This window comes from Coprococcus sp. AM100_B19A, assembly GCF_027662015.1.
Taxonomy (GTDB): domain Bacteria; phylum Bacillota; class Clostridia; order Lachnospirales; family Lachnospiraceae; genus Allocoprococcus; species Allocoprococcus comes.
Map to the genome: position 1 here is coordinate 235,787 of NZ_JAQDKN010000003.1, position 25,349 is coordinate 261,135.

Genomic DNA, 25,349 nt, shown 5'->3' on the forward strand with positions numbered 1-25,349 from the left:
GGGAATAAAAGGTTATGGAATATGTACATGGTGGAGATATTTATACACACAAAGGAATGACAGATTTTTCCGTGAATCTGAATCCGTTCGGACCTGGAAGAGCTGTAGTGGAAGCGGCAAGAAAGTCAATGGACCAGATTGGAAATTATCCGGATGCCAGCTGCAGGAAACTGAAAAGTGCTCTGGCGAAAAGACTGGAAGTTCCGGCTGAGCATATTATCTGTGGAAATGGGGCGGCGGATCTGATTTTTACGGCAGTGCTTGCGGACTGCCCAAGGAAGGCGCTGATACCGGTTCCTGCATTTGCGGAATACGAACAGGCACTGCGTGCGACCGGGTGCGAGATCTGTTATTATAAGAAAAGAGAAGCGACTGGGTTTCAGCTGGAAGAAGATTTTCTGGATCTTCTGAATGAAGATATCGATATGGTATTTTTATGTTCACCGGATAATCCGACCGGAAAGCTGATCGACCGGAGCATGCTCTGGAAGATTCTTGCCAGATGTGAGACTTACGGAATCCGGATGGTGCTGGATGAATGTTTTATTGATTTTGCGGAAAATGCAGCTACGGCATCCATTCTTGCGGATACCAAGAGATGGAGAACTTTATTTATCCTCCGTTCACTGACTAAGATGCACGCGATTCCGGGAATCCGTATCGGGTATGCCGTTACTTCGGATATGGAATTTCTGGAGAAGATGGAACAGTCCAGACAGCCATGGAGTGTATCGATACCGGCACAGGTGGCAGGCATGGCATCTTTAAAAGAGGGGATGCGTGTGAAACGGACCTGTGATTTTACGAACCGTGAAAGAATCTGGATGGAAAATGAACTGAACAAGCTGGGAATTACCCATTATCCGTCAGATGCCAATTTCATTCTGATGCGAAGCGGTATAAATTTATATGAGAAACTGAAAAAACAGAAGATCCTGATTCGGGATTGCAGCAATTACAAAGGTCTCGGAGAAGGATATTATCGTGTTTGTATGCGGCAGAGAGGAGACAACCAGAAGCTGATCGATGCGCTGGGAGAAATCCTCTATGCAGGTCAGGGAGAATTTTAATATGGCAAAGTCGATTATGATTCAGGGAACCATGTCAAATGTTGGAAAGAGCCTTCTTGCGGGAGGGCTCTGTCGTGTTTTAAAGGAAGATGGAATCAGGGTTGCACCATTTAAGTCACAGAACATGGCACTCAATTCTTTTATCACGGCAGATGGTCTGGAAATGGGACGCGCACAGGTCATGCAGGCAGAAGCTGCCATGATCCAGCCGGAAGTTTATATGAACCCGATTCTTTTGAAACCGACCTCCGATGTAGGAAGTCAGGTAATTGTAAACGGAGAAGTTGCGGGAGTCATGCCGGCGATGGAATACTTCCGTAAAAAGAAAGAATATATTCCGGCTATTTTAGAAGCTTATCATAAACTGGATGAAAAGTATGATGTGATTGTCATAGAAGGTGCGGGAAGTCCGGCAGAAATAAACCTTAAGCAGAATGATATTGTCAACATGGGACTTGCTGAGCTGGTGGATGCACCGGTTCTTCTTGTAGGAGACATTGACCGTGGTGGTGTGTTTGCGCAGATCGTCGGAACGGTTATGTTGCTGGAAGAAAAAGAGCGGGCAAGAATCAAAGGTACGGTGATCAATAAGTTCCGTGGGGATGTAAAAATTCTGGAGCCAGGTATCAGGATGTTGGAGGATCGGACAAAGATACCGGTATGTGGCGTGATGCCATATATTTATGCGGATATTGATGATGAGGATAGTCTGTCAGAAAGGTTTGACCGGAAAGAAAAGGCGGCACTTCTGGATATTGCAGTGATCCGCCTGCCGCGTATTTCTAATTTCACAGATTTTGCAGTACTGGAATGCAGGGAAGAAGTTTCTCTCCGGTATGTGTCAAAGGCAGGAGATTTCGGGAATCCGGATCTGGTAATTTTGCCGGGAAGTAAAAATACGATGGAAGACCTGTTGTGGCTTCGTCAGAGCGGACTGGAAGGGAAAGTGCTGCGCCATGCCTCATCAGGGAAACCGGTATTTGGTATCTGTGGCGGTTACCAGATGCTGGGAGAAGAGATCTGTGATCCGGAAGGGGTAGAACGTGGTGGAACCATAAAAGCGATGGGGCTGCTTCCTGCCGTTACTGTATTTGAAAATACCAAGAGAAGAACCCGTGTTACCGGAAAGTTCGGAGAAGTTACCGGAATCTTAAAAGCAATGTCCGGTGCAAAGCTGGATGGATATGAGATCCATATGGGGGAAACTATTTTTTCAGATAAAGATGCTGCAGATCATAAGATGCTGGTACAGATCTGTGATCAGGTGACAGATGAGAGCCGGTGGGACGGAGCGCAGAAGAAGAATGTGTACGGCTGCTATGTACATGGGATTTTTGATGACCGGGAAGTAGCGGATGCACTGATCGGGGCACTTCTGAAAGAAAAAGGATACGGCGAGGAAGCCATGCACTCCATGGACTACCATGCTTACAAAGAGAAGCAGTATCAGATTCTTGCAAATGCAGTTCGTGAGAATATGGATATGAAGAAAATATATGAGATTATCGAGAAGGGAAATGCAGCAGAATGTTTCATCTGATCACAGGTGGCAGTGGAAGTGGCAAATCCGAATATGCAGAGCAGAAGCTTATGGAGTATGCCAGCCATTCAAAAAGAAACAAAAAACGCTACTATATAGCAACTATGATGCCTTTCGGGAAGGAAACGGAAGAGAAAATTGCACGTCACAGAAGACTTCGTGCAGGCAAAGGGTTTGAAACGATCGAATGCTATACGGATCTTAAAAAAGCTGCGGAAGTCCTGCAGACAAAAGAGACAGGAAGTGTTCTTCTGGAATGTATGTCCAATCTTGTGGCAAATGAAATGTACGATCCGTCAGGAGCAGGTGAAAATGCAGAAGAGTCCATTCTGGCAGGAATCCATAAGCTGCAAAAGGCCAGTGATGATCTGGTAGTTGTTACAAATGAAGTGTTTTCAGACAGTATGACAGACAATCCGGAGATGGAAAAATATCTGAAGCTTCTCGGAAACGTAAATCTTCGGATGGGAGAGATGGCAGATCTGGTGACAGAAGTTGTGTACGGAATTCCGGATGAAAGGAAAGATATAAAAAAATGAAAATGATAATCGGCGGTGCATACCAGGGGAAGCTTGCGTACGCAAAAAAGCAGAACCCATACATTCATTGGACGGATGGGGAACTATGTGAAGGAGATAATATTTTTGCGGCAGAAGGAGTCTTTCATTTTGAAAAATATATCCAGAGCATGATAAAAAAAGAAAACTGGTCGGAAAAAGAAGCAATTGATTTCGCATCGAAACTAACAAAAAAGTGTCCGGATATTGTAATTGTGACACAGGAGATCGGCTATGGCCTGGTTCCGATAGACGCATTTGAGCGCAGATACAGGGAACTGACCGGAAGGATCTGTACCGTACTTGCGGCAAATTCAGATCAGGTAGACCGGGTAGTATGCGGGATCGGTGTGACGATCAAAGGAGGAGATACCAAGTGAAGATAGAACTGGAAAATGTAAAACCTGCAGAAATAGAAAAACGCAGTTTTGAGATCATAACAGAAGAACTGGGAGATACGCATCTGATCCCAGGAACAGAACCGATCGTCAAACGCTGTATCCATACAAGCGCAGATTTTGATTATGCCAAGAACCTGATGTTTTCAGAAGGTGCAGTAGAAAAAGCGCTGGATGCCATCCGGAATGGTGCAGTCATTGTAACCGATACCCAGATGGGAAAAGCAGGTATCAACAAACGGAAGCTTGCAGAATACGGAGGCGAAGTTCTTTGCTTCATGTCCGATGAAGATGTAGCAGAAACTGCCAAAAAGAACGGAACCACGCGTGCCGTGGCAAGCATGGAAAAAGCAGCCGCCCTTGATAAAAAAATCATCTTTGCCATCGGAAATGCCCCGACAGCCCTTGTAAGACTCTATGAACTGATCCAGGATGGCAAATTAACCCCGGAACTTGTCATCGGAGTTCCTGTAGGATTCGTAAATGTCGTCCAGTCTAAAGAGTTAATCCTTTCACTGAAAGACACACCATATATCGTGGCAAGAGGCAGAAAAGGTGGCAGCAATATCGCTGCATGCATCTGCAATGCACTATTATATATGTTGTAAATATATAATAAACTACCCTTGTCCAATGAGGTTTTTGTATTCTAACTGTATTTGCGATAATTAAAAAAATAACTATATTGTCAGAAAATAGACGCAATTCCGTATTGAATTCCGACCTGAACTCTGCTATTATAATCGTATGCTAGTTGAAGGATAGCAGGAAGGAGAAACTGATTATGGGATTTTTAACAGGAAAGACTGCAATTATCACAGGCGGCGGAAGAGCCGTATTAAGTGATGGAAGCTGTGGATCTATTGGATATGGAATCGCAACAGCTTACGCAAAAGAAGGAGCGAATCTGGTAATTACCGGACGTAATGTAAAGAAACTCGAAGATGCCAAAGAAGAACTGGAGAGACTCTATGGTATCAAAGTATTACCTGTACAGGCTGATGTCAGCGCGGGGGCTGATAATGAAGCAACAGTACAGAACGTAGTAAAGCAGGCAATCGACACATTCGGAAGAATTGATGTCCTGATCAATAATGCACAGGCATCCGCATCCGGTGTTACGATCGCAGATCATACAACAGACCAGTTCAATCTGGCAATGTATTCCGGCGTATATGCGGTATTCTATTATATGCAGGCATGCTATCCGTACCTGAAAGAGACAAAGGGATCTGTTATCAATTTTGCTTCAGGCGCCGGACTTTTCGGAAATTACGGGCAGTGCGCATATGCAGCGGCAAAAGAAGGGATTCGTGGACTTTCCAGAGTCGCTGCAACAGAGTGGGGACCAGACGGAATCAATGTCAATATCGTATGCCCGCTCGCATGGACAGCACAGCTTGAGAATTTTCAGAAAGCTTATCCGGAAGCATTTAAGGCAAATGTAAAGATGCCGCCGGCTGGACATTACGGAGATGTAGAAAAAGAAATCGGACGTGCATGCGTACAGCTTGCATCACCGGATTTCAAATATATGAACGGAGAGACGATCACCTTAGAAGGTGGAATGGGACAGAGACCTTAAGAAAAATCCATAAAAGCCAAAGAGAGTGCCTGTGCGTTTTTTGAATCGTACAGTCGCTCTCTTTTTATTTCATAGGAAATTCCGGAGGAACTTCCTATGAAACAAAAGGCACTGCGTGCCGGAGATGCGCACTCGCACGAAGATGAAGAATGTCGCAAGCGACTGCGCTCGGCGCGAGAATGTGTCAAGGCACATTCTTTTTAGCTTCTCTGTCTTGACATCTTTAAAAACGTCATTCAAAATAAGAATGAAAAGAAAATTTAAATCATTTAATCGAGGCTAAAAAGATATGAAAGCAGTTATTTTTGATATGGACGGTGTTCTGATCAACACAGAACCATTACACTATCGTTGCTGGAAGGAAATTTTAAAAGAGAAGAACGGAATCGATCTTGACTATGAGGTCTACCTTCCGTGTATCGGTTCTACTCGTGGATTCTTCATGGATTTGATCAATGAGAATTATGGGCCGGTTTTTGATGATGTGGATAAGATGAATGCGCTCATGAAAGAGAAAAAAGCGCAGATTACAGAGGCAGAAGGATTTCCGGAGATGCCGGGAATCAAAGAAGCATTGAAGCAGTTAAAAGACGAAGGATATCTGCTTGCAGTAGCGTCTTCCTCTCCGGCTTATGCGATCAAAGATGCATTAAAGTCTCTGGATATGGAGAAATATTTTACAGTGGTCATGAGTGGAGATTATGTAGAGCATCCAAAACCGGCACCGGATACTTTCCTTGTAACGGCAGAGAAACTGGGAATGGAGCCGGAGGACTGTCTGGTAGTAGAGGATTCGACTAACGGTGGAGGAGCTGCCAGAGCAGCCGGTATGAAATGTATCTGGTTCCACAACCCGGATTCCGGAAGGCAGGATATCCCGGATGCGGTACTGGAATTTCCGGCATGGACCAGCGAAAATGTAGAAAAAATGCTGAAAATATTAGGAAAAGAGGGAGAGTAAAGATGAGAATAAGAACAGCAGATATGAGTGATCTGAAAGAAATTGCCCGTGTGGAGGCAGAGTGTTTCCCGGCAGCAGAAGCGGCAACAGAAGAAGAATTTGAAAAGAGACTTACTTTTTATAAAGATCATTTCTGGCTGATGTTTGAAGAAGAGAAGTTGATCGCCTTCGTGGACGGTATGGTGACAAATCAGGAAGATCTGACAGACGAAATGTATGAAAAAGCGGAAATGCATGATGAAAAAGGTGACTGGCAGATGATTTTTGGTGTAAATACGCTGCCGTCTTACCGGAAACATGGATATGCAGGAGAATTGATCAAAAGAGCGATTACAGATGCAAAAGAGCAGGGAAGAAAGGGACTTGTCCTTACCTGCAAGGACCGGCTGATATCTTATTATGCCAGGTTTGGATTCAAAAATGAAGGTGTCTCAGAATCAGTACATGGAAACGTGGTCTGGAATCAGATGAGACTTACATTTGATGAAGGGCTGGGTGAATAATGTGAAAAAAAATAGGTTTGAAATTGATATGTGCAACGGCTCCATCATGGACAAGCTGATCTCTTTTTCACTGCCACTTATGGTTTCCGGAATTCTGCAGCTTGCGTTTAATGCAGTGGATATCATCGTGGTAGGAAGATTCTCCGGGAGTCAGGCACTTGCCGCAGTCGGCTCCACAACAGCACTGATCAATGTGTTTACGAACCTGTTTATCGGAATTTCACTTGGTGCCAATGTTCTTGCAGCCAGATTTTATGCAGCGGGCAAAGACCGGGAGATGTCGGAAACAGTACATACTTCGATCACACTTGCGCTGATCAGTGGAATTATGATGGCAGTTATCGGGGTGCTTCTTGCAAAGTGGGCACTTGAAATTATGGGAACGCCGGATGATGTAATCGGGCAGTCTGCCTTATATATGCGGATCTATTTTATGGGAATGCCATTTTTTATGTTATATAACTATGGGGCAGCCATTTTAAGGGCGATCGGTGATACAAAAAGGCCATTGATCTTCCTGATCATTTCCGGAATTGCAAATGCCGCGCTGAACATGACACTGGTTATTCTTTTTCATATGGGAGTTGCCGGGGTTGCAATTGGAACAATTATTTCACAGCTGATTTCCTGTGTGCTGGTACTGACCTGTCTGTACCGGTCGGAAGGAAGTTATCAGCTTCGTTTCTCCAAACTGAAGATCAATGGTGCCTACATGGAACAGATTTTCCAGGTGGGAGTTCCGGCGGGAATCCAGAGTACGGTCATCAATTTGTCCAATGCACTGTTGCAGTCTTCGGTTAATTCATTTGGATCGATTGCGATGGCAGGCTATACAGCAGCGAACAATATACTTGGGTTCCTTTATATGTCAGTGAATTCGATCACCCAGGCATGTATGAGTTTTACCAGTCAGAATTATGGTGTGGGTAAGCTGAAACGAATGGATAAGGTGCTGCGTGACTGTGCGATTCTGTCTATATCGATCGCGGCAGTGCTTGGTGGTCTTGCCTATAGCTTCGGACCGCAGATTCTGACAGTTTATACTTCAGATCCAAAGGTTATCAACTGCGGAATGGAAATCCTGGCGTATACATCGATCACTTATTTCCTGTGTGGGATCATGGATTTGTTTCCGGGTGCGCTTCGTGGAATGGGATATTCAGCAGTCCCGATGGTGCTTTCAGTGATCGGAACGGTGGGAACAAGAATTGTGTGGGTATTTGGAATTTTTCCGAACCACAGATCTTTATCCGTACTTTTTGTATCCTATCCGGTGTCATGGATCATTACCATTGTACTTCAGGTCGTGTGCTTCTATTTTGTGAGAAAAAGGGTACATCAGAAAGAAAAAAGATTGTTATAAACAGAACGAAATTGTGAAAATCGACAGTAGGGCATTGTGAAAAACAGACAGATTTATCTGTCTGTTTTTGTATATATATAATAAATGTGCTTGCAATAGAAAGACACATGTGCTTGTATCCGCTACAAAAACATGAACATGTAAAATGTTTGTGTATCACGGAAAATAGATTGAAAAGAGAAGAAAAATAGGGTATCCTAAGTATAGAAAAACAAAAGCAATAAAAAGTCCGCGTTAAACGGACATATGTGTCATGCGGAGGTAATGAAGATGAATGATAATAAAATGTGGGCGTTAGTAAAGGAAAAACCGGAACAGGGACTCTGGCTGAAAAGAGTACAGATTCCGGAAGTAGGACCAAATGACGTAAAGATCAAGATCCATAAAAATGCAATCTGTGGTACTGATGTACATATTTACCAGTGGAATGAATGGGCACAGCATACTATTCCGATCGGACTGACCGCAGGACATGAATATGTCGGGGAAGTTGTAGAAGTCGGTACAGGTGTACAGGGATTCAAGGTGGGCGATCTGGTATCCGGTGAAGGACATATCACTTGTGGAAAATGCAGAAACTGTCTGGAAGGGCATAAAGAGAACTGTAAAGATGCCAAAGGTGTTGGGGTAAACCGGAACGGTGCGTTTGCAGAATATCTGGTTATTCCCGCTTCAAATGTATGGCCGTGCAATCCGGCAATTGATGAAGAATTATATGCGATCTTTGATCCATTTGGAAATGCAACCCATACTGCATTATCTTACGACATGCTTGGTGAAGATGTGCTGATCACAGGTGCAGGGCCGATTGGGATCATGGCAGCGGCGATCGCAAAATTTGCAGGAGCAAGACATGTGGTAATCACGGATATGAACCAGTACCGTCTGGATCTGGCAGCAAAAATGGGTGCGACCAGATGCGTTAATCTGACACAGGAAAAACTGACGGATGTGATGCATGAGATCGGAATGACAGAAGGCTTTGATATCGGACTTGAAATGTCCGGAAGCCAGCCGGGACTTTCTGATATGATCCATAACATGAAACATGGTGGAAAGATCGCACTTCTCGGATTGCAGAGACAGGATGCAACCGTAGATCTTGAGACAGTGATCTTCAATGGGCTGAATATCCGCGGAATTTATGGAAGAAAAGTATGGGATACCTGGTACAAGATGTCTACGATGATCCAGGCGGGACTTGATATTTCACCGATCATCACACACCATTTTGATATCCGCGATTATGAAAAAGGATTTGAGGCAATGATCTCAGGACAGTCAGGAAAGGTGATCCTTGACTGGGCACATATTAACGATTAGGAAAAGCAGAAGAAGGAGAGAATAAAATGGCAAGAAAAAATGATATTTTAAGTATTTATACAAAAGAAGTAGAACAGATCAAAGCAGATGGTCTTTTCAAAGGGGAAGCACCGTTCGTATCTCCGCAGGGCGCAAAGGTTGTAATGGAAGACGGAAGAGAGCTTCTTAATATGTGTGCCAATAACTATCTTGGACTTGGGGACAATCAGAGACTGATCGATGCAGCGAAGAAAACTTATGATGAAAAAGGATATGGGGTTGCTTCTGTCAGATTTATCTGTGGAACACAGGACATCCACAAAAAACTGGAAAAGAAGATTTCCGGATTTCTGGGAACAGATGATACGATTTTATATTCTTCCTGCTTTGATGCAAATGGTGGACTTTTTGAAACTATCCTGACTGCAGAGGATGCAGTGATCAGTGATGAACTGAACCATGCTTCCATCATTGACGGAGTTCGTCTTTGTAAGGCAAAAAGATACCGCTATAAAAATAATAACATGGAAGATCTGGAAGCACAGCTTCAGGCTGCAGATGCAGCAGGAGCAAGAGTCAAACTGATCGCTACAGACGGTGTATTTTCAATGGATGGAATCATCTGTAACTTAAAAGGTGTCTGCGATCTTGCTGATAAATACAACGCACTGGTTATGGTGGATGACAGCCATGCAGTTGGATTTGTAGGAGCACACGGCAGAGGAACTTCCGAATACTGTGGCGTAGAAGGAAGAGTGGATATCATTACAGGAACACTCGGAAAAGCACTCGGTGGGGCTTCCGGTGGATATACATCAGGAAGAAAAGAGATCGTCGATCTGCTTCGTCAGAGAAGCCGTCCGTACCTGTTCTCCAACTCTCTTGCACCGGCAATCGCAGGAGCAAGTATTGAGATGTTCAATATGCTGGAAGAAAGCACCGAGCTTCGTGACCATCTGGAAGAAGTAACCGCATACTACCGCAAGCAGCTGGTAGAAAATGGATTTGATATCATCGAAGGAACCCATCCATGTGTACCGGTTATGCTTTATGATGAAAGACTTGCCGGAGAATATGCAAAGAAAATGATGGAAAAAGGGGTATATGTGGTTGCATTTTCTTATCCGGTTGTACCGAAAGGAAAAGCAAGAATCCGCACACAGGTATGCGCGAGCCATACAAAAGAAGATATTGATTTCATTATCAAATGTTTTAAAGAGACTAGAGAAGAGATTGGAAAATAAATTGCTACAGGATAGAAAAATGCCGGACAGTACAAAATGTTGCCCGGCATTTTGTGATGATATAACAGAGAAATTTGACTAAAAAATGTTATAGGAAAATTTTCGGAGGCGTTAAATAAAAATAAAAGAATATTTTTGGAATGTAATCATGGTAATTATGTAAAACCTGAAAAAATAGAGAGAAAAGCTTGTGGGAAAGGCAGGAATACTATAAAATAAACAGGGAACCATAAAAAGATGAATGGGGTGTCATCTGACAGAGGAGAGAAAAGATGGAACAAAAAATATACAATGAATATGTGGAAATTTTAAAGGAAGAGCTGCTTCCAGCGATGGGATGTACAGAGCCGATTGCAGTAGCTTACGCGGCAGCAGTTGCAGTTCAGGCTCTTGGGGAAAAACCGGAATCTGTAGAAGTAAATGTCAGTGCAAATATTATTAAGAATGTAAAAAGTGTCGTTGTACCGTGCACAGGAGGACTTCGCGGAATCGGTGCAGCAGTCTGTGCAGGGATTGTAGCCGGATGTCCGGAAAAAGAACTGGAAATTCTGGAAGAGATCACAGGGGAACAGAAAGTAGAAATGAAAAAGATGCTGGATACTATGCCGATGACAATCCGGGAATCCGATAAAGAATATATTTTCGACATCCAGATCAAGGCATGTGCAGGCGGACACAGCGGATACGTAGAGATCGCAGGTTTTCACACCAATGTGATCTGTGTAAAGAAAGATGATGAGATCATCAGAGAAAAAGCATATGAAGAGCAGGGATCCAGCTGTGCGACGGACCGTTCTCTTCTGACTGTGGAGAAGATCATTGAATTCGCAGACTGCGTAGACGTTGCAGACGTAGAGGAAGTTCTGCAGAGACAGATTGATTATAACTGGGCAATTGCCGAAGAAGGCATGACAGGAAACTGGGGGGCTGCCATTGGAAAGACTTTGATGGAAGCATATGGAAACAGTGTACATAACCGTGCGAAAGCGATGGCAGCGGCCGGATCGGATGCAAGAATGAACGGATGTGAACTTCCGGTTGTCATCAATTCGGGAAGCGGTAACCAGGGAATGACAACTTCTCTTCCGGTGATCGTCTATGCAAAAGAGCTGAATGTCTCAAAAGAGATGATGCTCCGCGCGCTGGTTGTGTCAAATCTGATCACAATCCATATGAAGACAGGAATCGGAAGACTGTCTGCATATTGCGGCGCGATCAGTGCAGGATGTGGTGCAGGTGCCGGAATCTGTTATCTGTATGGCGGACATGCATATGAGATTTCTCATGTAATTGTAAATGCAGTTGCCATTAACTCAGGTGTTGTGTGTGATGGAGCGAAGGCAAGCTGCGCGGCAAAAATCGCATCAGCTGTAGAAGCAGGGCTTCTGGGACTTCAGATGCAGAAAAATGGAAAGCAGTTCTATGGCGGAGACGGACTTGTAGAAAAAGGTGTAGAAAACACGATCCGTAATATCGGAGAGCTTGCAAAGAAGGGAATGCGTGAGACGGATAAAACGATCATCCAGATCATGACAAGATAAGAAAAAGAGAAAAGAACTGGTAGAAGAGGCACTTGCATTTACCGGACTTAAGAAAAATATGACTAATATTGAAAAAATAAAACATCTGCGGTATGCATATCGCAGATGTTTTATTTTTGACCGTTAGCTATTTATACTTTTTATTTTTGAATATACTTCTTCAACAACAAAAGCGTATTCTTTACCCCATCCATATGGGATCTTTCATAGTTATGTGATGCATACACCCCAGGGCCAATCAGACCATGACGGATATCATATCCTGCCCGAAGAGTTGCCTCTACATCAGAACCGTAATGCGGATACACATCGATCGCATAATCCAATCCTTCTTCTTTTGCAGTTTCGGCAAGAGCGGATGTTACGTCGTAGTTGTAAGGACCGCCGGAATCTTTTGCGCAAATAGATACCATGCGTTCGGTACATCCGAGATCGGATCCGACGCAGCCCATGTCAACAGAAATCATCTCTGTTGTATCTTCGGCAACAAAACTTCCGCCGTGTCCGACTTCTTCATATACAGTGAAAAGGAGAGAAACTTTGCGGGAAAGAGCAATAGATTCATCTTTTACGCATTTTGCCAGACCGAGAAGGATGGCGGCAGAAAGCTTGTCATCTAAGAAACGGCTTTTGATATAACCGCTCGGTGTGATCTGGGTACGCGGGTCCATGGCGATGATATCTCCAGGCTGTACGCCAAGTGAAAGAGTTCCTTCTTTAGTGTCCACATTTTCGTCCAGAAGGATTTCCATATTTTCTTCTTTTGTCTCAACAGCAGAATCTGCAACATGAACAGAAGGTTCAGTATTTAGTACTACACCGGTATAAACGCGTCCGTCGCGTGTGTGGATCGTGCAGTTTTCCCCATCAGCGGTACTCCACTGGTGTCCACCGAGAGTAGTCGGACGCAGTCTTCCATTTGCTTTGACAGAACGCACCATGGCACCGAGGGTATCAACGTGTGCTGCAAGTACCAGCGGATTCCCCTCTCCGCCGATCGTTACGAATACGTTGCCTTTGTTAGAAAGCTGTGGTTCATATCCCATATCTGATAAAGTCTTCATCAGGTATGCAGCCACATCTTTGGTATAACCGGATGGGCTTGGAATAGAAGTTAAAGCTTTCAGTTCGTTTCCGATAAATTCAAGATAATTTTGCATAGAAAATTCCCCCAAAAAATTTATAGTATATATCATAATAGTTTAATGGAAGAGGATGGAAAATGCAATATACATTGAAGGATAATTTAAAAAGGTTATAATAATTGATGAAAAAATAGATTCATGATTTATTAAAAAAGAATCAAATATTGCTTCCGATATATTTGCTGGTGAATTAACCGTATCAGGAGTATAATAGACTTAAAATATTATAGGAGGACAAGGTTAATTATGGGGGAAACATCAAACGCTAATCTACTGACAACGGGATCTATTCCGAAAAAGATTATTATGTTTGCGATTCCGCTTCTATGGGGGAATTTATTCCAGCAGTTGTATAATGTGGCGGATTCGCTGATCGTGGGAAATTTTCTTGGGAATAATGCACTTGCAGCTGTCAGCTCATCAGGGAATCTGATATTCCTGATGGTAGGATTTTTTGGGGGAATTGGCGTGGGAGCCGGTGTTGTCATTGCGAGGTATTTTGGAGCCGGAGAATATGAAAAGCTGAAAAAAGCAATCCATACGGCACTGGCATTTGGTGGCGTATGTGGAATTTTTCTTACGGTTGCCGCGTTGATCCTTGCACCGCAGATTTTAAAACTGATTGGTACGCCGGAAGAGGTACTGCCGAAATCACTGGTTTATTTCAGGGTGTATTTTGCAGGTTCACTTGGATTTGTAATTTATAACTTTGGAATGGGGATTTTGCAGTCACTTGGTGACAGTAAGAGTCCGGTCATCTATTTGATCATTTCAGCGTGTCTGAATGTGATTCTGGATCTGGTGCTGATCGGAGGCTTAGGATTTGGTGTAGGTGCAGCAGCTTTTGCAACGATTGTTTCACAGATATTAAGTGCGGTTCTGTGTATCAGAAAACTGCGTAGGGAACCAGAGGCGTTCCGGTTATCTTTTCGTGAACTTCGGATGAATGGGAATATGCTGCGGCTGATCGTGGTAAACGGAATACCGGCAGGAATCCAGAATTCCATTATTGCGGTTGCAAATGTATTTGTACAGTCGAATATTAATCAGTTTGGGGCTCTGGCAATGGCCGGATGTGGGTCATATTCCAAAATTGAAGGATTTGGATTTATTCCGGTTACCTGCTTCTCACAGGCACTCACGACGTTTATTGGACAGAATCTGGGAGCAAAAGAGTATGACCGGGCAAAAAAAGGGGCATTGTTTGGAACCATTTGTGGAATCGGGATAGCAGAAGTGATCGGAATAGCAGTTTTTTTCTTTTCACCATACCTGATCGCTGCGTTTGGAGGAGATCAAAAAGCAATTGAATATGGAATTGCAGAGGCACATACGATCGCTCTTTTCTATTGTCTGCTTGCGTTCTCGCATTGTATGGCAGCAATTCAGAGAGGGGCGGGAAGAAGTATTGTTCCGATGTTTGTTATGATGATTGTATGGTGCGGAGTCCGGGTAACCTATATTAGTATTGTTATCAGGATTATTCCGGTGATCAATGTAATCTACTGGGCATATCCACTTACCTGGTTTATCAGTTCGGTGATATTTTTGATTCTGTTTCTTAAGACAGACTGGATTCACGGATTAGAGAAACAGTGACAGGGCGCATAAAAAAGAAAGCTGTACACTACTTATGTAGTGTGCGGCTTTCTTTTTTTGTTTCATAGGAGATTCCGAAGGAACTTCCTATGAAACAAAAGGCCCTGCGTGCCGGAGATGCGCACTCGCACGAAGATGAAGAATGTCGCAAGCGGTCTACGCTCCCCTTCGGTCGTTGCTTAACGAGCGCCACTGGCGCTCAGCAACGCACTCGGCGCAAGAATGTGCCGAGGCACATTCTTTCTTATATTTTTGCGTGAAATTACAGGGAAAGGGAATGAAGTTCCGTAAAAAATGAAGGATAAGATACATCTACACACTGACCATTCTGGATTTCAGTATTTCCCTCAGCGGCAAGGGCTGCGATGGAAAAGGCCATTGCGATCCGGTGATCCAGATAACTGTTGATCTGTCCTCCATGAACCGGATTACCGCCACGGATGATCATGCCGTCGTCGGTTGGTGTTACATCAACGCCCATGGCAAGAAGTCCTTCTGTAGTTGTTTTGATACGGTCAGTCTCTTTGACCTTCAATTCGGCAGCATCCCTGATGATCGTAGTTCCCTCGGCGAAAGCAGCCATCACTGCAATCATCGGAATCTCATCGATCAGTGTAGGGATGATTGCACCTTCTACGGTGGTTCCGTGAAGAGTGCTTGTACGTACAAGAAGATCGGCAGTTGGTTCACCACTGTCACGATTTTCATTTAGATAGGTAATGTCTGCCCCCATTGCCCTGCATACTTTAAGGATTCCGGCACGGGTCGGGTTGGTACCTACATTCTTTATCAGAAGTTCAGAACCTGGAACCAGAAGGGCAGCAGCGATGAAGTAAGCAGCAGAAGAAATATCTCCGGGAACCAGGATCTTCTGTCCGTATAATTCCTCACATGGGAGAATAGATGCAGTTGCACTGCCATCAGAATGTACTTCTGTCTGTACGTTGGCACCGAAGCCATTCAGCATCAGTTCTGTATGATTACGGGAAAGTACAGGTTCTGTAACCAGGGTTAATCCGTCTGCATAAAGTCCTGCCAGGAGTACGGAAGATTTAACCTGAGCAGAAGCTACTTTTGAGTGATAGTGGATTGCGTGCAGGGATGGATTCTGACCGGCAGAAAGATGGCTGTTGATCAGAAGTGGTGCGCACCCGTTCCCATTCTGGCTTAAAATATCAGCGCCCATCATTCCAAGAGGCTCCATGATCCTCTTCATCGGGCGGGAGTTCAGAGAAGCATCGCCGGAAAGAGTGGTGGCAAACGGCTGACCGGAAAGAATACCGGAAATCAGTCTTGTGGTGGTTCCGCTGTTCCCCACATCTAAAAAAGAAGAAGGTTCGGAAAGTCCGTGAAGGCCTTTGCCGTGAACCAGGATACGGTCAGGTGTGTCTTCGATATTGATTCCCATGGCACGAAAGCAGCCGATGGTAGAGAGGCAGTCGGCACCGTGAAGAAAATGTGTGATCTCAGTAGTTCCTTTTGCCAGTGCACCGAACATAATAGAACGGTGGGAGATGGATTTATCGCCGGGAACAGATACTTCCCCGCGAAGCTGTTTAACAGGTTGGATTTGCATAATATAGTAACCTCTCATTCGTAAAATTCTATTTTCAAGCATTGTGACCAATTTACACAAAGTTCTGAAAAGATTTTTTGGACTGTCTTGCATTTAATGATGTGAGTGTCAAAAGTCCTCTTGCAAGCAAGCTTGCATCGGCTTTCTGACCTTTTGACCCTGGTATCATCATTTAATTATTAACGCTCATAAACAATATAACGATGCTTCTGCAAAAGTGCTACTGCCTTCTCACAGGAGATGCTGTCATAGAATTCGATGCGGAGTACGCCTTCTTCAAATTCACGGTTATGAACAATTCCGATGTTCTTAATGCTGAGTGCATTAGAAGCGAGGATGGTCGCAATGGTGGCGATCACACCGGCTTCATCCGGGATGTCACAGTAGATCTCGAATGCACGCTTGATTGGGCCGGCAGAACCATTTGGCATGGAATTGCGGTAGTTCCGGGAATGGTCGAACATATTGTAGATTCCCTGGGAGTCTCCGGAATCAACCAGTTTTTTCGCTTCATTTAATGTTTCGATATAATTTCCAAGGATCTGGGAAATATTACTCTGATTCTGTGCACAGATATGTTCCCACATGGTCGGTGAGGAAGAGGCGATTCGCGTAATGTCCTTAAAGCCGCCGGCGGCGAGGGTTTTCATCAGCTCATCCTTGGTGTCGGTGTCTCTGACAAAGTTGACCAGACTTGCGGCAATGATATGTGGCAAGTGGCTGATCGTGCCGGTGACGATGTCGTGTTCATGATAATCCAGTACGATCGGAAGTGCACGCAAGGATTCTACGAAGGATGCGTATGCATCAACCTTTTTTTTCGCTACTTTGGCGGAAGGGGTGAGAACAAAGTAAGCGTTCTCGATCAGGATTGGTTTGGAATTGGCAAAACCACTCTTTTCGGAACCGGCCATCGGGTGTCCTCCGATAAAGTAATCCTCCAGTCCCAGCCGGATGATCTCGTCATGGATCGGAGTCTTGACACTTCCGACGTCAGTCAGGATCATATCATCATGCAGGTAAGGCATCATCTGCTTTAAATATGCAGTATTGAAAGCAACCGGGGCACATAAGAAGATGTAGTTGCAGCCTCGGAAATTATCATCGATTGAGGTACAGGCCACATTGATGATGGATTCTTGTGTGGCAAGTGCCAGAGTTTCTCTATTCTTGTCGAAAGCGACAATCTCATAATCCGGATAATATCGCCGGATCGCCTTTGCAATAGAGCCCCCAATGAGTCCGAGTCCGATAAATCCGATTTTTTTCTGTTTCATAATCTTTCGTCCTTTCGTGATAGTCTACCTTTCATAATATAGGAAAACAGGCTATCTGTCAATAAAGCAATACTTTAAAGTGTAAAAGTGAAAGTTTTTGTTGAAATTCTATAAAATAGTTGTGTTTTTATAGAAAGTTTAGTACAATATATCCATGAGAAACTTTAGCAAGGAGGCAGCAAGCATGAAGGTTTACAGAACGGATGAAATTAGAAACGTGGTCCTTTTAGGACATGGGGGAAGCGGAAAGACCAGTCTGGCAGAAGCGATGGCTTATGTATCTGGAGCAACAAATCGTATGGGATCTGTTGAGAACGGTAATACGATCAGTGATTTTGATAAAGAAGAACAGAAACGTAAATTCTCACTTAGCACAAGTCTGATTCCGATTGAATGGGAAAAAGCAAAGATTAATATCCTTGATACACCTGGATATTTTGATTTTGTCGGAGAAGTGGAAGAAGCAGTCAGCGCAGCCGATGCAGCTGTTATCGTTGTTTCCGGAAAAGCCGGTGTGCAGGTAGGAACCGAGAAAGCATGGGAACTCTGTGATAAGTATAATCTTCCGCGTATGATCTATGTTACTGAGATGGATGTGGATGATGCCAGCTTCCGTCAGGTTGTTGAAGATCTGACCGCAAGATACGGTAAAGTGATCGCACCACATTTCCAACCGATCCGTGAGAACGAGAAATTAGTAGGTTATGTCAATGTTATCAAGAATGCAGGTAGAAGATACACCGGACTTGGACAGAGAGAAGAGTGTGAGATTCCGGATTACTGTCTGCCGAACCTGCAGATTTACAGAGAGAAGCTTCTTGAAGCAGTGGCAGAGACCAGTGAAGCATTTATGGAACGTTATTTTGAGGGAGATGAATTCTCGGTTGAAGAGATCCGTTCTGCCATGAGAACAGAAGTTATGGACGGAGATATCGTTCCGGTAGCAATGGGATCCAATGTTCAGGCACAGGGTGTTGCAAACTTACTGTCTGATATCGTAAGATTTTTCCCAAGTCCGGAATACCGTGAATGCGTAGGTATCAACCGTAAGACCAATGAGATCTTTGAAGCACATCATGATTTTGCAGCCGCAAAGACCGCATATGTATTCAAGACCATGGTAGATCCGTTTATCGGAAAATATTCTTTCGTAAAAGTATGTTCCGGTGTATTAAAGGGGGATGATGTCCTTTACAATCCGGAGTCAGATGCAGAAGCAAAGATCGGCAAGATATACACCTTATCCGGCAACAAACCGGTAGAAGTTCAGGAACTGTTTGCAGGTGATATCGGAGCGATTGCAAAACTGACAAGTACAAAGACAGGGGATACCCTTTCAACAAAAAATACACCGGTATCTTATGGAAGAACCGAATACTCCAAACCGTATACATATATGAAGTATGTAGTGAATAACAAAGGTGATGAGGACAAGGTATCACAGGCTCTTGCGAAGATGATGGCAGAGGATGTGACACTGAAAGTGGTAAATGACAGTGAGAACCGCCAGTCACTGATTTATGGAATGGGTGACCAGCATCTGGAAGTGACAGCAAGCAAGCTGGCAGAGCGTTACAAAGTCGGAATCAGACTGGAGACACCAAAAGTTGCGTTCCGTGAGACGATCCGCAAGAACTCGGATGTAGATACCAAGTATAAGAAACAGTCCGGAGGACATGGACAGTATGGACATGTTAAGATGCGTTTTGAACCATCCGGAGATCTGGATACACCGTATGTATTCCAGGAAGAAGTAGTCGGAGGTGCTGTTCCGAAGAACTACTTCCCGGCGGTTGAAAAAGGATTGCAGGAATCTGTATTAAAAGGACCTCTCGCCGGATATCCGGTAGTTGGCGTGAAAGCAACCCTGTATGATGGATCTTACCATCCGGTAGATTCTTCTGAAATGGCATTTAAGACTGCGACGATCCAGGCATTTAAGAAAGGATTTATGGAAGCAGGACCGGTTCTTCTTGAGCCAATCGCATCTGTGAAAGTAACCGTTCCGGATGATTATACCGGAGACGTTATGGGAGATCTGAACAAGAGACGTGGCCGTGTTCTTGGAATGAATCCACAGTCAGGCGGATATCAGGTAATTGAAGCGGATGTACCGATGACAGGCATGTTTGGATATTGCACAACACTTCGTTCTATGACAGGTGGACGAGGAAGCTATTCGTATGAATTTGCCCGTTATGAACAGGCTCCGGCAGATGTACAGGAAAAAGAAATTGAAAAGCGTGCAGCTGAAGAATAAGAATAAGGAAAAGCCGGGAGGAAATCCCGGTTTTTTCTATTGTACTTTCGTACTAAAAGTGGTATACATATTATGATGGTGGCAGCTTCGGCTGTCCCATTGGTATTTTATACAATTTTAGTATTAAAGGTTTAGTATTAAGAGAAAAAGTAGAGGAAAAGAAAAATGAAAATTGTAATTATTGGGGACGGGAAGGTTGGTCATAAACTGACCATACAGTTATCCGAAGAAAATTACGATGTGGTTTTGATTGACCAAAATGAGGGAAAATTAAAAGAAGCACTTAATCAGCTTGATATTCTCTGCATTACCGGAGATGGTGCAGATGCGAAAGTGCAGAAAGAAGCAGGAGTGCCGGGCGCTGATCTTGTTGTGGCATGTGCATCGACAGACGAACTGAATATGCTGAGCTGCCTACTCGCAAAGAGACTTGGGGCAAAGCACACGATCGCCCGTGTAAGGAATCCGATCTATTATCAGCAGATCGATCTTTTGAAAGAGGACTTAAGACTGAGTATGGCTGTCAACCCGGAACTTGCGGCTGCATTTGAGATTTCCAGATCGATCCTTCTTCCGGATACTGCAAAGGTAGAGACTTTTATGAAGGGAAAAGTCGAAATGGTAGAATTCATTGTCAAAGAAAGAAGCCATTTGGGCGGAGTATCGCTTGCTGAGCTTTACCGCAAGTTCCAGATCAAAGTTCTGGTATGTGCTGTAAGACGTGGAACGGAAGTGATCATCCCGAATGGTGATTTTGTCATCCATGATGGAGACCGGCTTCATATTGTTGCATCCCACAAATATATTGAAGAATTTTTCCATCTGATCGGAAAGCGGAAAGAGCCGAAGAATATTCTGGTTTGTGGTGGGGGAAAAGTCGGATATTATCTGGCAAAACAGCTTTTAGGACTTGGTATGCAGGTTAAGATCATTGAGCAGGACTGGAAGAAATGCGAAGATCTCTGCGACCAGCTTCCGAAAGCGACGATCATCTGTGGGAATGCCGCAGACCATGACCTTCTGATCGAAGAAGGAATTGAACAGGCAGATGCCCTGGTCAGCCTGACCGGTATGGATGAGGAGAATATTATCCTTGCACTTTTTGCAAAGACAAAAGGTGTGGACAAGATCGTGGCAAAGGTCAACGAAGACGGACGTGCCCAGCTTGTCGAGGAACTTGGGATCGATCTGATTGTATCAGCAAAGACTGCAACAGCAGATGCGATCATGAGTTATGTGCGTGCACGCCAGAATTCTCTCAAGAATGTCAATGTTGAATCTATGTATCAGCTGGTTGGCGGAAGAGTAGAAGCACTGGAATTTATTATCAAAGAAAAAACAGAATATACAGATATCCCGTTTAAGGATCTGGAACTGAAGCCGAACAATCTGATCGCATGTATCGGAAGAAAACGGCAGATTATTATTCCGGACGGGGATGAATCCATTCAGGTGGGCGACAGTGTTGTAATCGTTACGACCCAGAAGAAAGTTAAGGATATCACAGATATTCTGGCTGAGCAATAGGGGTGAAAAGAAATGAATGTGAAAATGATACGCTATATCATCAGTAAGATGATGGGAGTAGAGGGACTGCTGATGCTGCTTCCGATGATGGTTGGAATTATTTATGGCGAGCACACATCGGTTTATTTTCTGATTACAGCTGCGATCCTGACGGCAATTTATCTGCTGTTTGGCAGAAAATGCCCGGAGAACATGACGATTTATGCCAAAGAAGGTCTGATCATTGTTGCAACGGCCTGGATTTTCTGGTCACTTGCAGGTGCACTTCCATTTGTACTCAGCAAAAGTATTCCAAGCTATGTGGATGCTTTTTTTGAAACAGTATCCGGATTTACGACGACAGGTTCTACGATCCTGACTGAGATTGAAGGACTTCCGAAAGGAATTCTTTTCTGGCGTTCCCTGACACATTGGGTTGGTGGAATGGGAGTGCTGGTATTTGTTATGGTACTTACCTCTCTGGATGAGAAGAATTCCATGCATCTGATGCGTGCGGAAGTTCCGGGGCCAGAGGCAGATAAACTGGTTCCAAAGGCAAGAGGAACCGCAAGGATCCTGTATGGAATGTATTTTGCACTGACTGCAATTGAGGTAGTTTTTCTTCTGGCAGGAGGGATGAACCTGTTTGACGCAGTGACACATGCATTCAGTACTGCCGGTACCGGAGGATTTTCCGGCTACAATGCAAGTGTGGCACACTTCAACAGTGCCTACATTGATGGTGTGATCACCGTATTTATGATCCTGTTTGGTATCAATTTTAACCTGTATTTCTTTCTGCTTTTGAAAGAATTTAAGAGTGTATTTAAGAATGAGGAGCTGCGTGCTTACCTGGGAATCATTGCAGGAGCAACCGTTGTGATCACCTGCAATATCGCCGGAGGTTATCATTCTCTTTTAAAGGCATTCCGCTATGCGGCGTTCCAGGTGGCATCCGTGATCACGACAACTGGATTTGTGACGGCAGATTTCAACAAGTGGCCGGAGCTTTCCAAATGTGTTCTGCTTCTTGTGATGGTAATCGGTGCTTCTGCCGGTTCAACAGGCGGTGGTATCAAAGTATCAAGACTTCTGATCCTGGTAAAAAGCATCCGCCGGGAGCTGAAAACTATGATCCATCCGAAAGCAGTCAATATCGTAAAAGTAAATGGGAAAAAAATGAAAGAAGAGACGATGCGGGGGGTATATGTATACTTTATTGCGTATATACTAATCCTGATCGTATCCGTGCTTCTGATCTCGATCAATAACTTTGATTTTACTACTTCATTTACCGGAGTGCTTACTACACTTAATAATGTAGGACCGGGACTGAATCTGGTAGGACCGGTGGAAAATTTTGCGAAGTTCTCAGACTTCTCGAAGATTGTGTTCTGCGTGGATATGCTGATCGGACGACTGGAGATCTTCCCGTTCTTGATGCTGTTCTCGCCGTCACTTTGGAGTAGAAAATTCTAAGACAGCTTCGGTAAGGCAAAACGATGAAAAGGAGAATTTATGAAAAAGAAAAATATAGCGATTAGTTTTCTGCTGCTTTTAGTGGCAGCAGGAATCTGGTATTATGTATCACTGCCGGCTTTTAATATCCATTCTTCCGGAGTGTGGTATTTTGTGCTTGTTCTGGTGCTTGCGGTCGGTCTTGTGTTTGCAGGAAAAAAAGGCTTGCGATACGGAGCGATTGATCTGAAGGAGATGAAAGAATCCAAAGGTTTCAAATGGTGTGTCCGTCTTTTTATTCTTTTGTTAGTGATTTATCTGGCCGGAACCATTCTTTCTTCACCGATTGTGAATGCGAAGAAATATCAACAGCTTCTGAAGGTAGAAGAGGGCGAATTCACGAAAGATATCGAGGAGCTTTCCTTTGACCAGATCCCGCTTCTGGATAAGGAGTCTGCGCAGCTTTTAGGAGACCGGAAGATGGGAAGCATGTCAGATATGGTATCCCAGTTTGAGGTGGACGATATCTACAGTCAGATCAACTACAAGGATCGTCCGGTCCGTGTGTCACCTTTGAAATATGCGAATCTGATCAAATGGTTTACCAATCGGAAAGATGGACTTCCTGCATATATCCGGATCGATATGGCAAGTCAGACAACGGAGATGGTAAAGCTGGAGCAGGGAATGAAGTATTCGACCAGCGAGCATTTTGGAAGAAATATTTACCGTCATCTTCGTTTTGCGCATCCGACTTATATTTACGGAGACCTTAGTTTTGAAATTGATGATAATGGTGTTCCATACTGGGTAGCACCGGTCAAAAAGTATAATATCGGTCTTTTCGGAGGAGAAACGGTAGGACATGTGGTGCTCTGCAATGCGATCACCGGCGAAATGCAGGACTACAGGATCGATGAAGTCCCGGAATGGATCGACCGAGCCTATTCGGCAGATCTTCTGGTACAGCTTTATGATTATTATGGCACGTTAAAACATGGGTATTTTAACAGTGTACTCAGCCAGAAAGATTGTCTGAAGACAACAAACGGATATAATTATCTGGCGATTGATGATGATGTATGGGTGTACACGGGAGTAACTTCTGTAAACAGTGACCAGTCCAATGTGGGATTTGTTCTGATGAACCAGAGAACTATGGAGACAAAGTATTATCCGGTGGCAGGTGCGATCGAAGATTCTGCGATGGCATCGGCAGAAGGACAGGTACAGAACCTGAAGTATCGGGCGACTTTCCCGCTGTTGCTTAACATTTCCGGGGAGCCGACTTACTTTATGGCACTTAAGGATGATGCAGGACTTGTGAAAAAGTATGCAATGGTCAATGTCCAGAAGTACCAGGTTGTTGCGATCGGGGATACGGTAAGTGTATGTGAAGAATCCTACAATAATCTGCTTCTTACCAATGGAATCAAGGAAAAAGAAGAAGTGAAGATGGATACCGGCACGATCGAAGGAAAGATCACGAAAATCGCCCAGGGCGTTATAGATGGAGATTCTCATTACTACATTATGCTGGAAGGATCAGATGAGATTTTTGATGTATCGGTAGTCGATTTTATTGAGATCATCAAGTACAATGTTGGAGATGATGTAAAACTGGAGTATGCAAAAGGGGATAAGGCAAATACGGTTTTGTCTTTGAAATAGCATGATGTTGGAGTCAAAAGGTATTTTGCCCCTTTGATACCAGATTGCGAGAGTGCAAAAATCCTCTTGCAAGCAAGCTTGCATCGGCTTTCTGACCTTTTGACCCTGGTATCATAGCATAAAAAGAATGTACTCTGTCACATTTGGAAAACCATAAAAGGAGGGATGAAGATTTACAGAAAATCTTCATCCCTCCTTTTGGATAATGTCTATCTTAGTTAAGGAGTGTACAATTTTCAAAATCTACATTACCAAGCTGTTCATTCGTTGCACTGATGCTGACATAAAAATCTACATCATTTTCTTTGGAGATCTTTTTCAGTGTTTCGATGAAAGAAGGAATGTTCTCAAGTGTGATGTCGGCGTGTTTTAAAATACCGTCGATAAAGATTGCTTTGATATCATGGTCTGCGCTTAACATACCGTAAATAAATCCAAGATATTCATCGGTATTGGTGATTACATCATAGTCATCCATGCAGATCGCTCTGATGTTGAAAGATAAGCTGTATGTATCTCTGTGGCTCTTCTTGATGAAGAATACGTTTCCTTCACATGTCTTTACAGCTTCGTTAGCACGTTCGATCATTTGCTGGGTTTTTCCGCTTCCTTTTGGGCCTGTCAATAAATTAACCATATTATCAAGTCTCCTTTGTTTATGAATTTGTACTAAAAAAGTACGAGATTTTATAAAACTATTATACACTAATCACAATGCATTAACAAGCTATTTATTTGCATCTTTTAAAGAAATGTGATACGATATAGCTCGGAAACAATTTGCAGTTAGAAA

At 43.8% G+C, this 25,349-nt stretch carries 21 protein-coding genes; 17 read left to right on the forward strand and 4 right to left on the reverse strand.

The genetic code is table 11. From position 1 onward, the window contains the following. Nucleotides 1-14 precede the first annotated feature (14 nt). From PGQ33_RS04730 to PGQ33_RS04785, 12 genes are all read left to right on the forward strand, one after another. Nucleotides 15-1,070 carry a pyridoxal phosphate-dependent aminotransferase gene (locus PGQ33_RS04730; RefSeq protein ID WP_117555808.1) on the forward strand — a complete coding sequence of 352 codons (1,056 nt, stop codon included), beginning with the start codon at nucleotides 15-17 and terminating at the stop codon, nucleotides 1,068-1,070. A gap of 1 nt (nucleotide 1,071) precedes the next feature. Beyond that, entirely contained in the window at nucleotides 1,072-2,610 is a 1,539-nt protein-coding gene (locus PGQ33_RS04735; protein ID WP_117823032.1) for a cobyric acid synthase, read from the forward strand. After that, on the forward strand, nucleotides 2,598-3,149 hold the full coding sequence (locus tag PGQ33_RS04740) for a bifunctional adenosylcobinamide kinase/adenosylcobinamide-phosphate guanylyltransferase (RefSeq protein WP_270205358.1): 552 nt from the start codon (nucleotides 2,598-2,600) through the stop codon (nucleotides 3,147-3,149). The genes PGQ33_RS04735 and PGQ33_RS04740 overlap by 13 nt, the downstream gene beginning before the upstream one ends. Continuing rightward, nucleotides 3,146-3,547, forward strand: coding sequence for a bifunctional adenosylcobinamide kinase/adenosylcobinamide-phosphate guanylyltransferase (locus PGQ33_RS04745; RefSeq protein ID WP_117822896.1), 402 nt, complete (start codon nucleotides 3,146-3,148; stop codon nucleotides 3,545-3,547). The genes PGQ33_RS04740 and PGQ33_RS04745 overlap by 4 nt, the downstream gene beginning before the upstream one ends. Then, nucleotides 3,544-4,173, forward strand: coding sequence for a precorrin-8X methylmutase (locus PGQ33_RS04750; RefSeq protein ID WP_117555814.1), 630 nt, complete (start codon nucleotides 3,544-3,546; stop codon nucleotides 4,171-4,173). Before PGQ33_RS04745 ends, PGQ33_RS04750 begins: the two co-directional genes overlap by 4 nt. A gap of 176 nt (nucleotides 4,174-4,349) precedes the next feature. Beyond that, nucleotides 4,350-5,150, forward strand: coding sequence for an SDR family NAD(P)-dependent oxidoreductase (locus PGQ33_RS04755; protein WP_044998928.1), 801 nt, complete (start codon nucleotides 4,350-4,352; stop codon nucleotides 5,148-5,150). Nucleotides 5,151-5,439: 289 nt separating this feature from the next. Then, on the forward strand, nucleotides 5,440-6,111 hold the full coding sequence (locus PGQ33_RS04760) for an HAD family hydrolase (RefSeq protein WP_008371759.1): 672 nt from the start codon (nucleotides 5,440-5,442) through the stop codon (nucleotides 6,109-6,111). 2 nt (nucleotides 6,112-6,113) lie between these two features. Continuing rightward, nucleotides 6,114-6,614 carry a GNAT family N-acetyltransferase gene (locus PGQ33_RS04765; protein WP_117555816.1) on the forward strand — a complete coding sequence of 167 codons (501 nt, stop codon included), beginning with the start codon at nucleotides 6,114-6,116 and terminating at the stop codon, nucleotides 6,612-6,614. Beyond that, entirely contained in the window at nucleotides 6,595-7,977 is a 1,383-nt protein-coding gene (locus PGQ33_RS04770) for an MATE family efflux transporter (protein WP_181974485.1), read from the forward strand. Before PGQ33_RS04765 ends, PGQ33_RS04770 begins: the two co-directional genes overlap by 20 nt. 270 nt (nucleotides 7,978-8,247) lie before the next feature. Continuing rightward, on the forward strand, nucleotides 8,248-9,300 hold the full coding sequence (tdh, locus tag PGQ33_RS04775; protein WP_173689988.1) for an L-threonine 3-dehydrogenase: 1,053 nt from the start codon (nucleotides 8,248-8,250) through the stop codon (nucleotides 9,298-9,300). Between the two features lie 26 nt (nucleotides 9,301-9,326). Beyond that, nucleotides 9,327-10,523, forward strand: coding sequence for a glycine C-acetyltransferase (locus PGQ33_RS04780; RefSeq protein WP_270205359.1), 1,197 nt, complete (start codon nucleotides 9,327-9,329; stop codon nucleotides 10,521-10,523). A 272-nt stretch (nucleotides 10,524-10,795) separates the two neighbouring features. After that, the gene (locus PGQ33_RS04785) at nucleotides 10,796-12,064 is read left to right on the forward strand and encodes an L-cysteine desulfidase family protein (RefSeq protein WP_117822902.1); all 1,269 of its coding nucleotides are present in this window, start codon (nucleotides 10,796-10,798) and stop codon (nucleotides 12,062-12,064) included. A gap of 140 nt (nucleotides 12,065-12,204) precedes the next feature. On the opposite strand, the gene PGQ33_RS04790 is transcribed toward PGQ33_RS04785, so the two are convergent. Continuing rightward, nucleotides 12,205-13,224, reverse strand: coding sequence for a M42 family metallopeptidase (locus PGQ33_RS04790; protein ID WP_117555825.1), 1,020 nt, complete (start codon nucleotides 13,222-13,224; stop codon nucleotides 12,205-12,207). A 231-nt stretch (nucleotides 13,225-13,455) separates the two neighbouring features. Between PGQ33_RS04790 and PGQ33_RS04795 the strand changes: the two genes are divergently transcribed. Next, nucleotides 13,456-14,808 carry an MATE family efflux transporter gene (locus PGQ33_RS04795; protein ID WP_117822904.1) on the forward strand — a complete coding sequence of 451 codons (1,353 nt, stop codon included), beginning with the start codon at nucleotides 13,456-13,458 and terminating at the stop codon, nucleotides 14,806-14,808. A gap of 262 nt (nucleotides 14,809-15,070) precedes the next feature. On the opposite strand, the gene aroA is transcribed toward PGQ33_RS04795, so the two are convergent. Beyond that, entirely contained in the window at nucleotides 15,071-16,384 is a 1,314-nt protein-coding gene (aroA, locus tag PGQ33_RS04800) for a 3-phosphoshikimate 1-carboxyvinyltransferase (RefSeq protein WP_270205360.1), read from the reverse strand. 179 nt (nucleotides 16,385-16,563) lie between these two features. Beyond that, nucleotides 16,564-17,661 (reverse strand): prephenate dehydrogenase, encoded by a 1,098-nt coding sequence (locus PGQ33_RS04805; RefSeq protein WP_270205361.1) that lies wholly within the window; start codon nucleotides 17,659-17,661, stop codon nucleotides 16,564-16,566. A 184-nt stretch (nucleotides 17,662-17,845) separates the two neighbouring features. Between PGQ33_RS04805 and PGQ33_RS04810 the strand changes: the two genes are divergently transcribed. The 4 genes from PGQ33_RS04810 to PGQ33_RS04825 all read left to right on the forward strand — a co-directional run bounded on the left by PGQ33_RS04810 (nucleotide 17,846) and on the right by PGQ33_RS04825 (nucleotide 24,556). Continuing rightward, nucleotides 17,846-19,921: an elongation factor G gene (locus tag PGQ33_RS04810; RefSeq protein WP_022220725.1), complete on the forward strand. Its 2,076-nt coding sequence runs from the start codon at nucleotides 17,846-17,848 to the stop codon at nucleotides 19,919-19,921. Between the two features lie 165 nt (nucleotides 19,922-20,086). Further along, entirely contained in the window at nucleotides 20,087-21,448 is a 1,362-nt protein-coding gene (trkA, locus tag PGQ33_RS04815; protein WP_270205362.1) for a Trk system potassium transporter TrkA, read from the forward strand. Nucleotides 21,449-21,460: 12 nt separating this feature from the next. Continuing rightward, nucleotides 21,461-22,906: a TrkH family potassium uptake protein gene (locus PGQ33_RS04820; protein WP_270205363.1), complete on the forward strand. Its 1,446-nt coding sequence runs from the start codon at nucleotides 21,461-21,463 to the stop codon at nucleotides 22,904-22,906. A gap of 39 nt (nucleotides 22,907-22,945) precedes the next feature. Further along, nucleotides 22,946-24,556 carry a CvpA family protein gene (locus PGQ33_RS04825; RefSeq protein ID WP_195479491.1) on the forward strand — a complete coding sequence of 537 codons (1,611 nt, stop codon included), beginning with the start codon at nucleotides 22,946-22,948 and terminating at the stop codon, nucleotides 24,554-24,556. A gap of 214 nt (nucleotides 24,557-24,770) precedes the next feature. On the opposite strand, the gene PGQ33_RS04830 is transcribed toward PGQ33_RS04825, so the two are convergent. Further along, entirely contained in the window at nucleotides 24,771-25,193 is a 423-nt protein-coding gene (locus tag PGQ33_RS04830) for a DsrE family protein (protein WP_117555837.1), read from the reverse strand. Nucleotides 25,194-25,349: the final 156 nt, after the last annotated feature.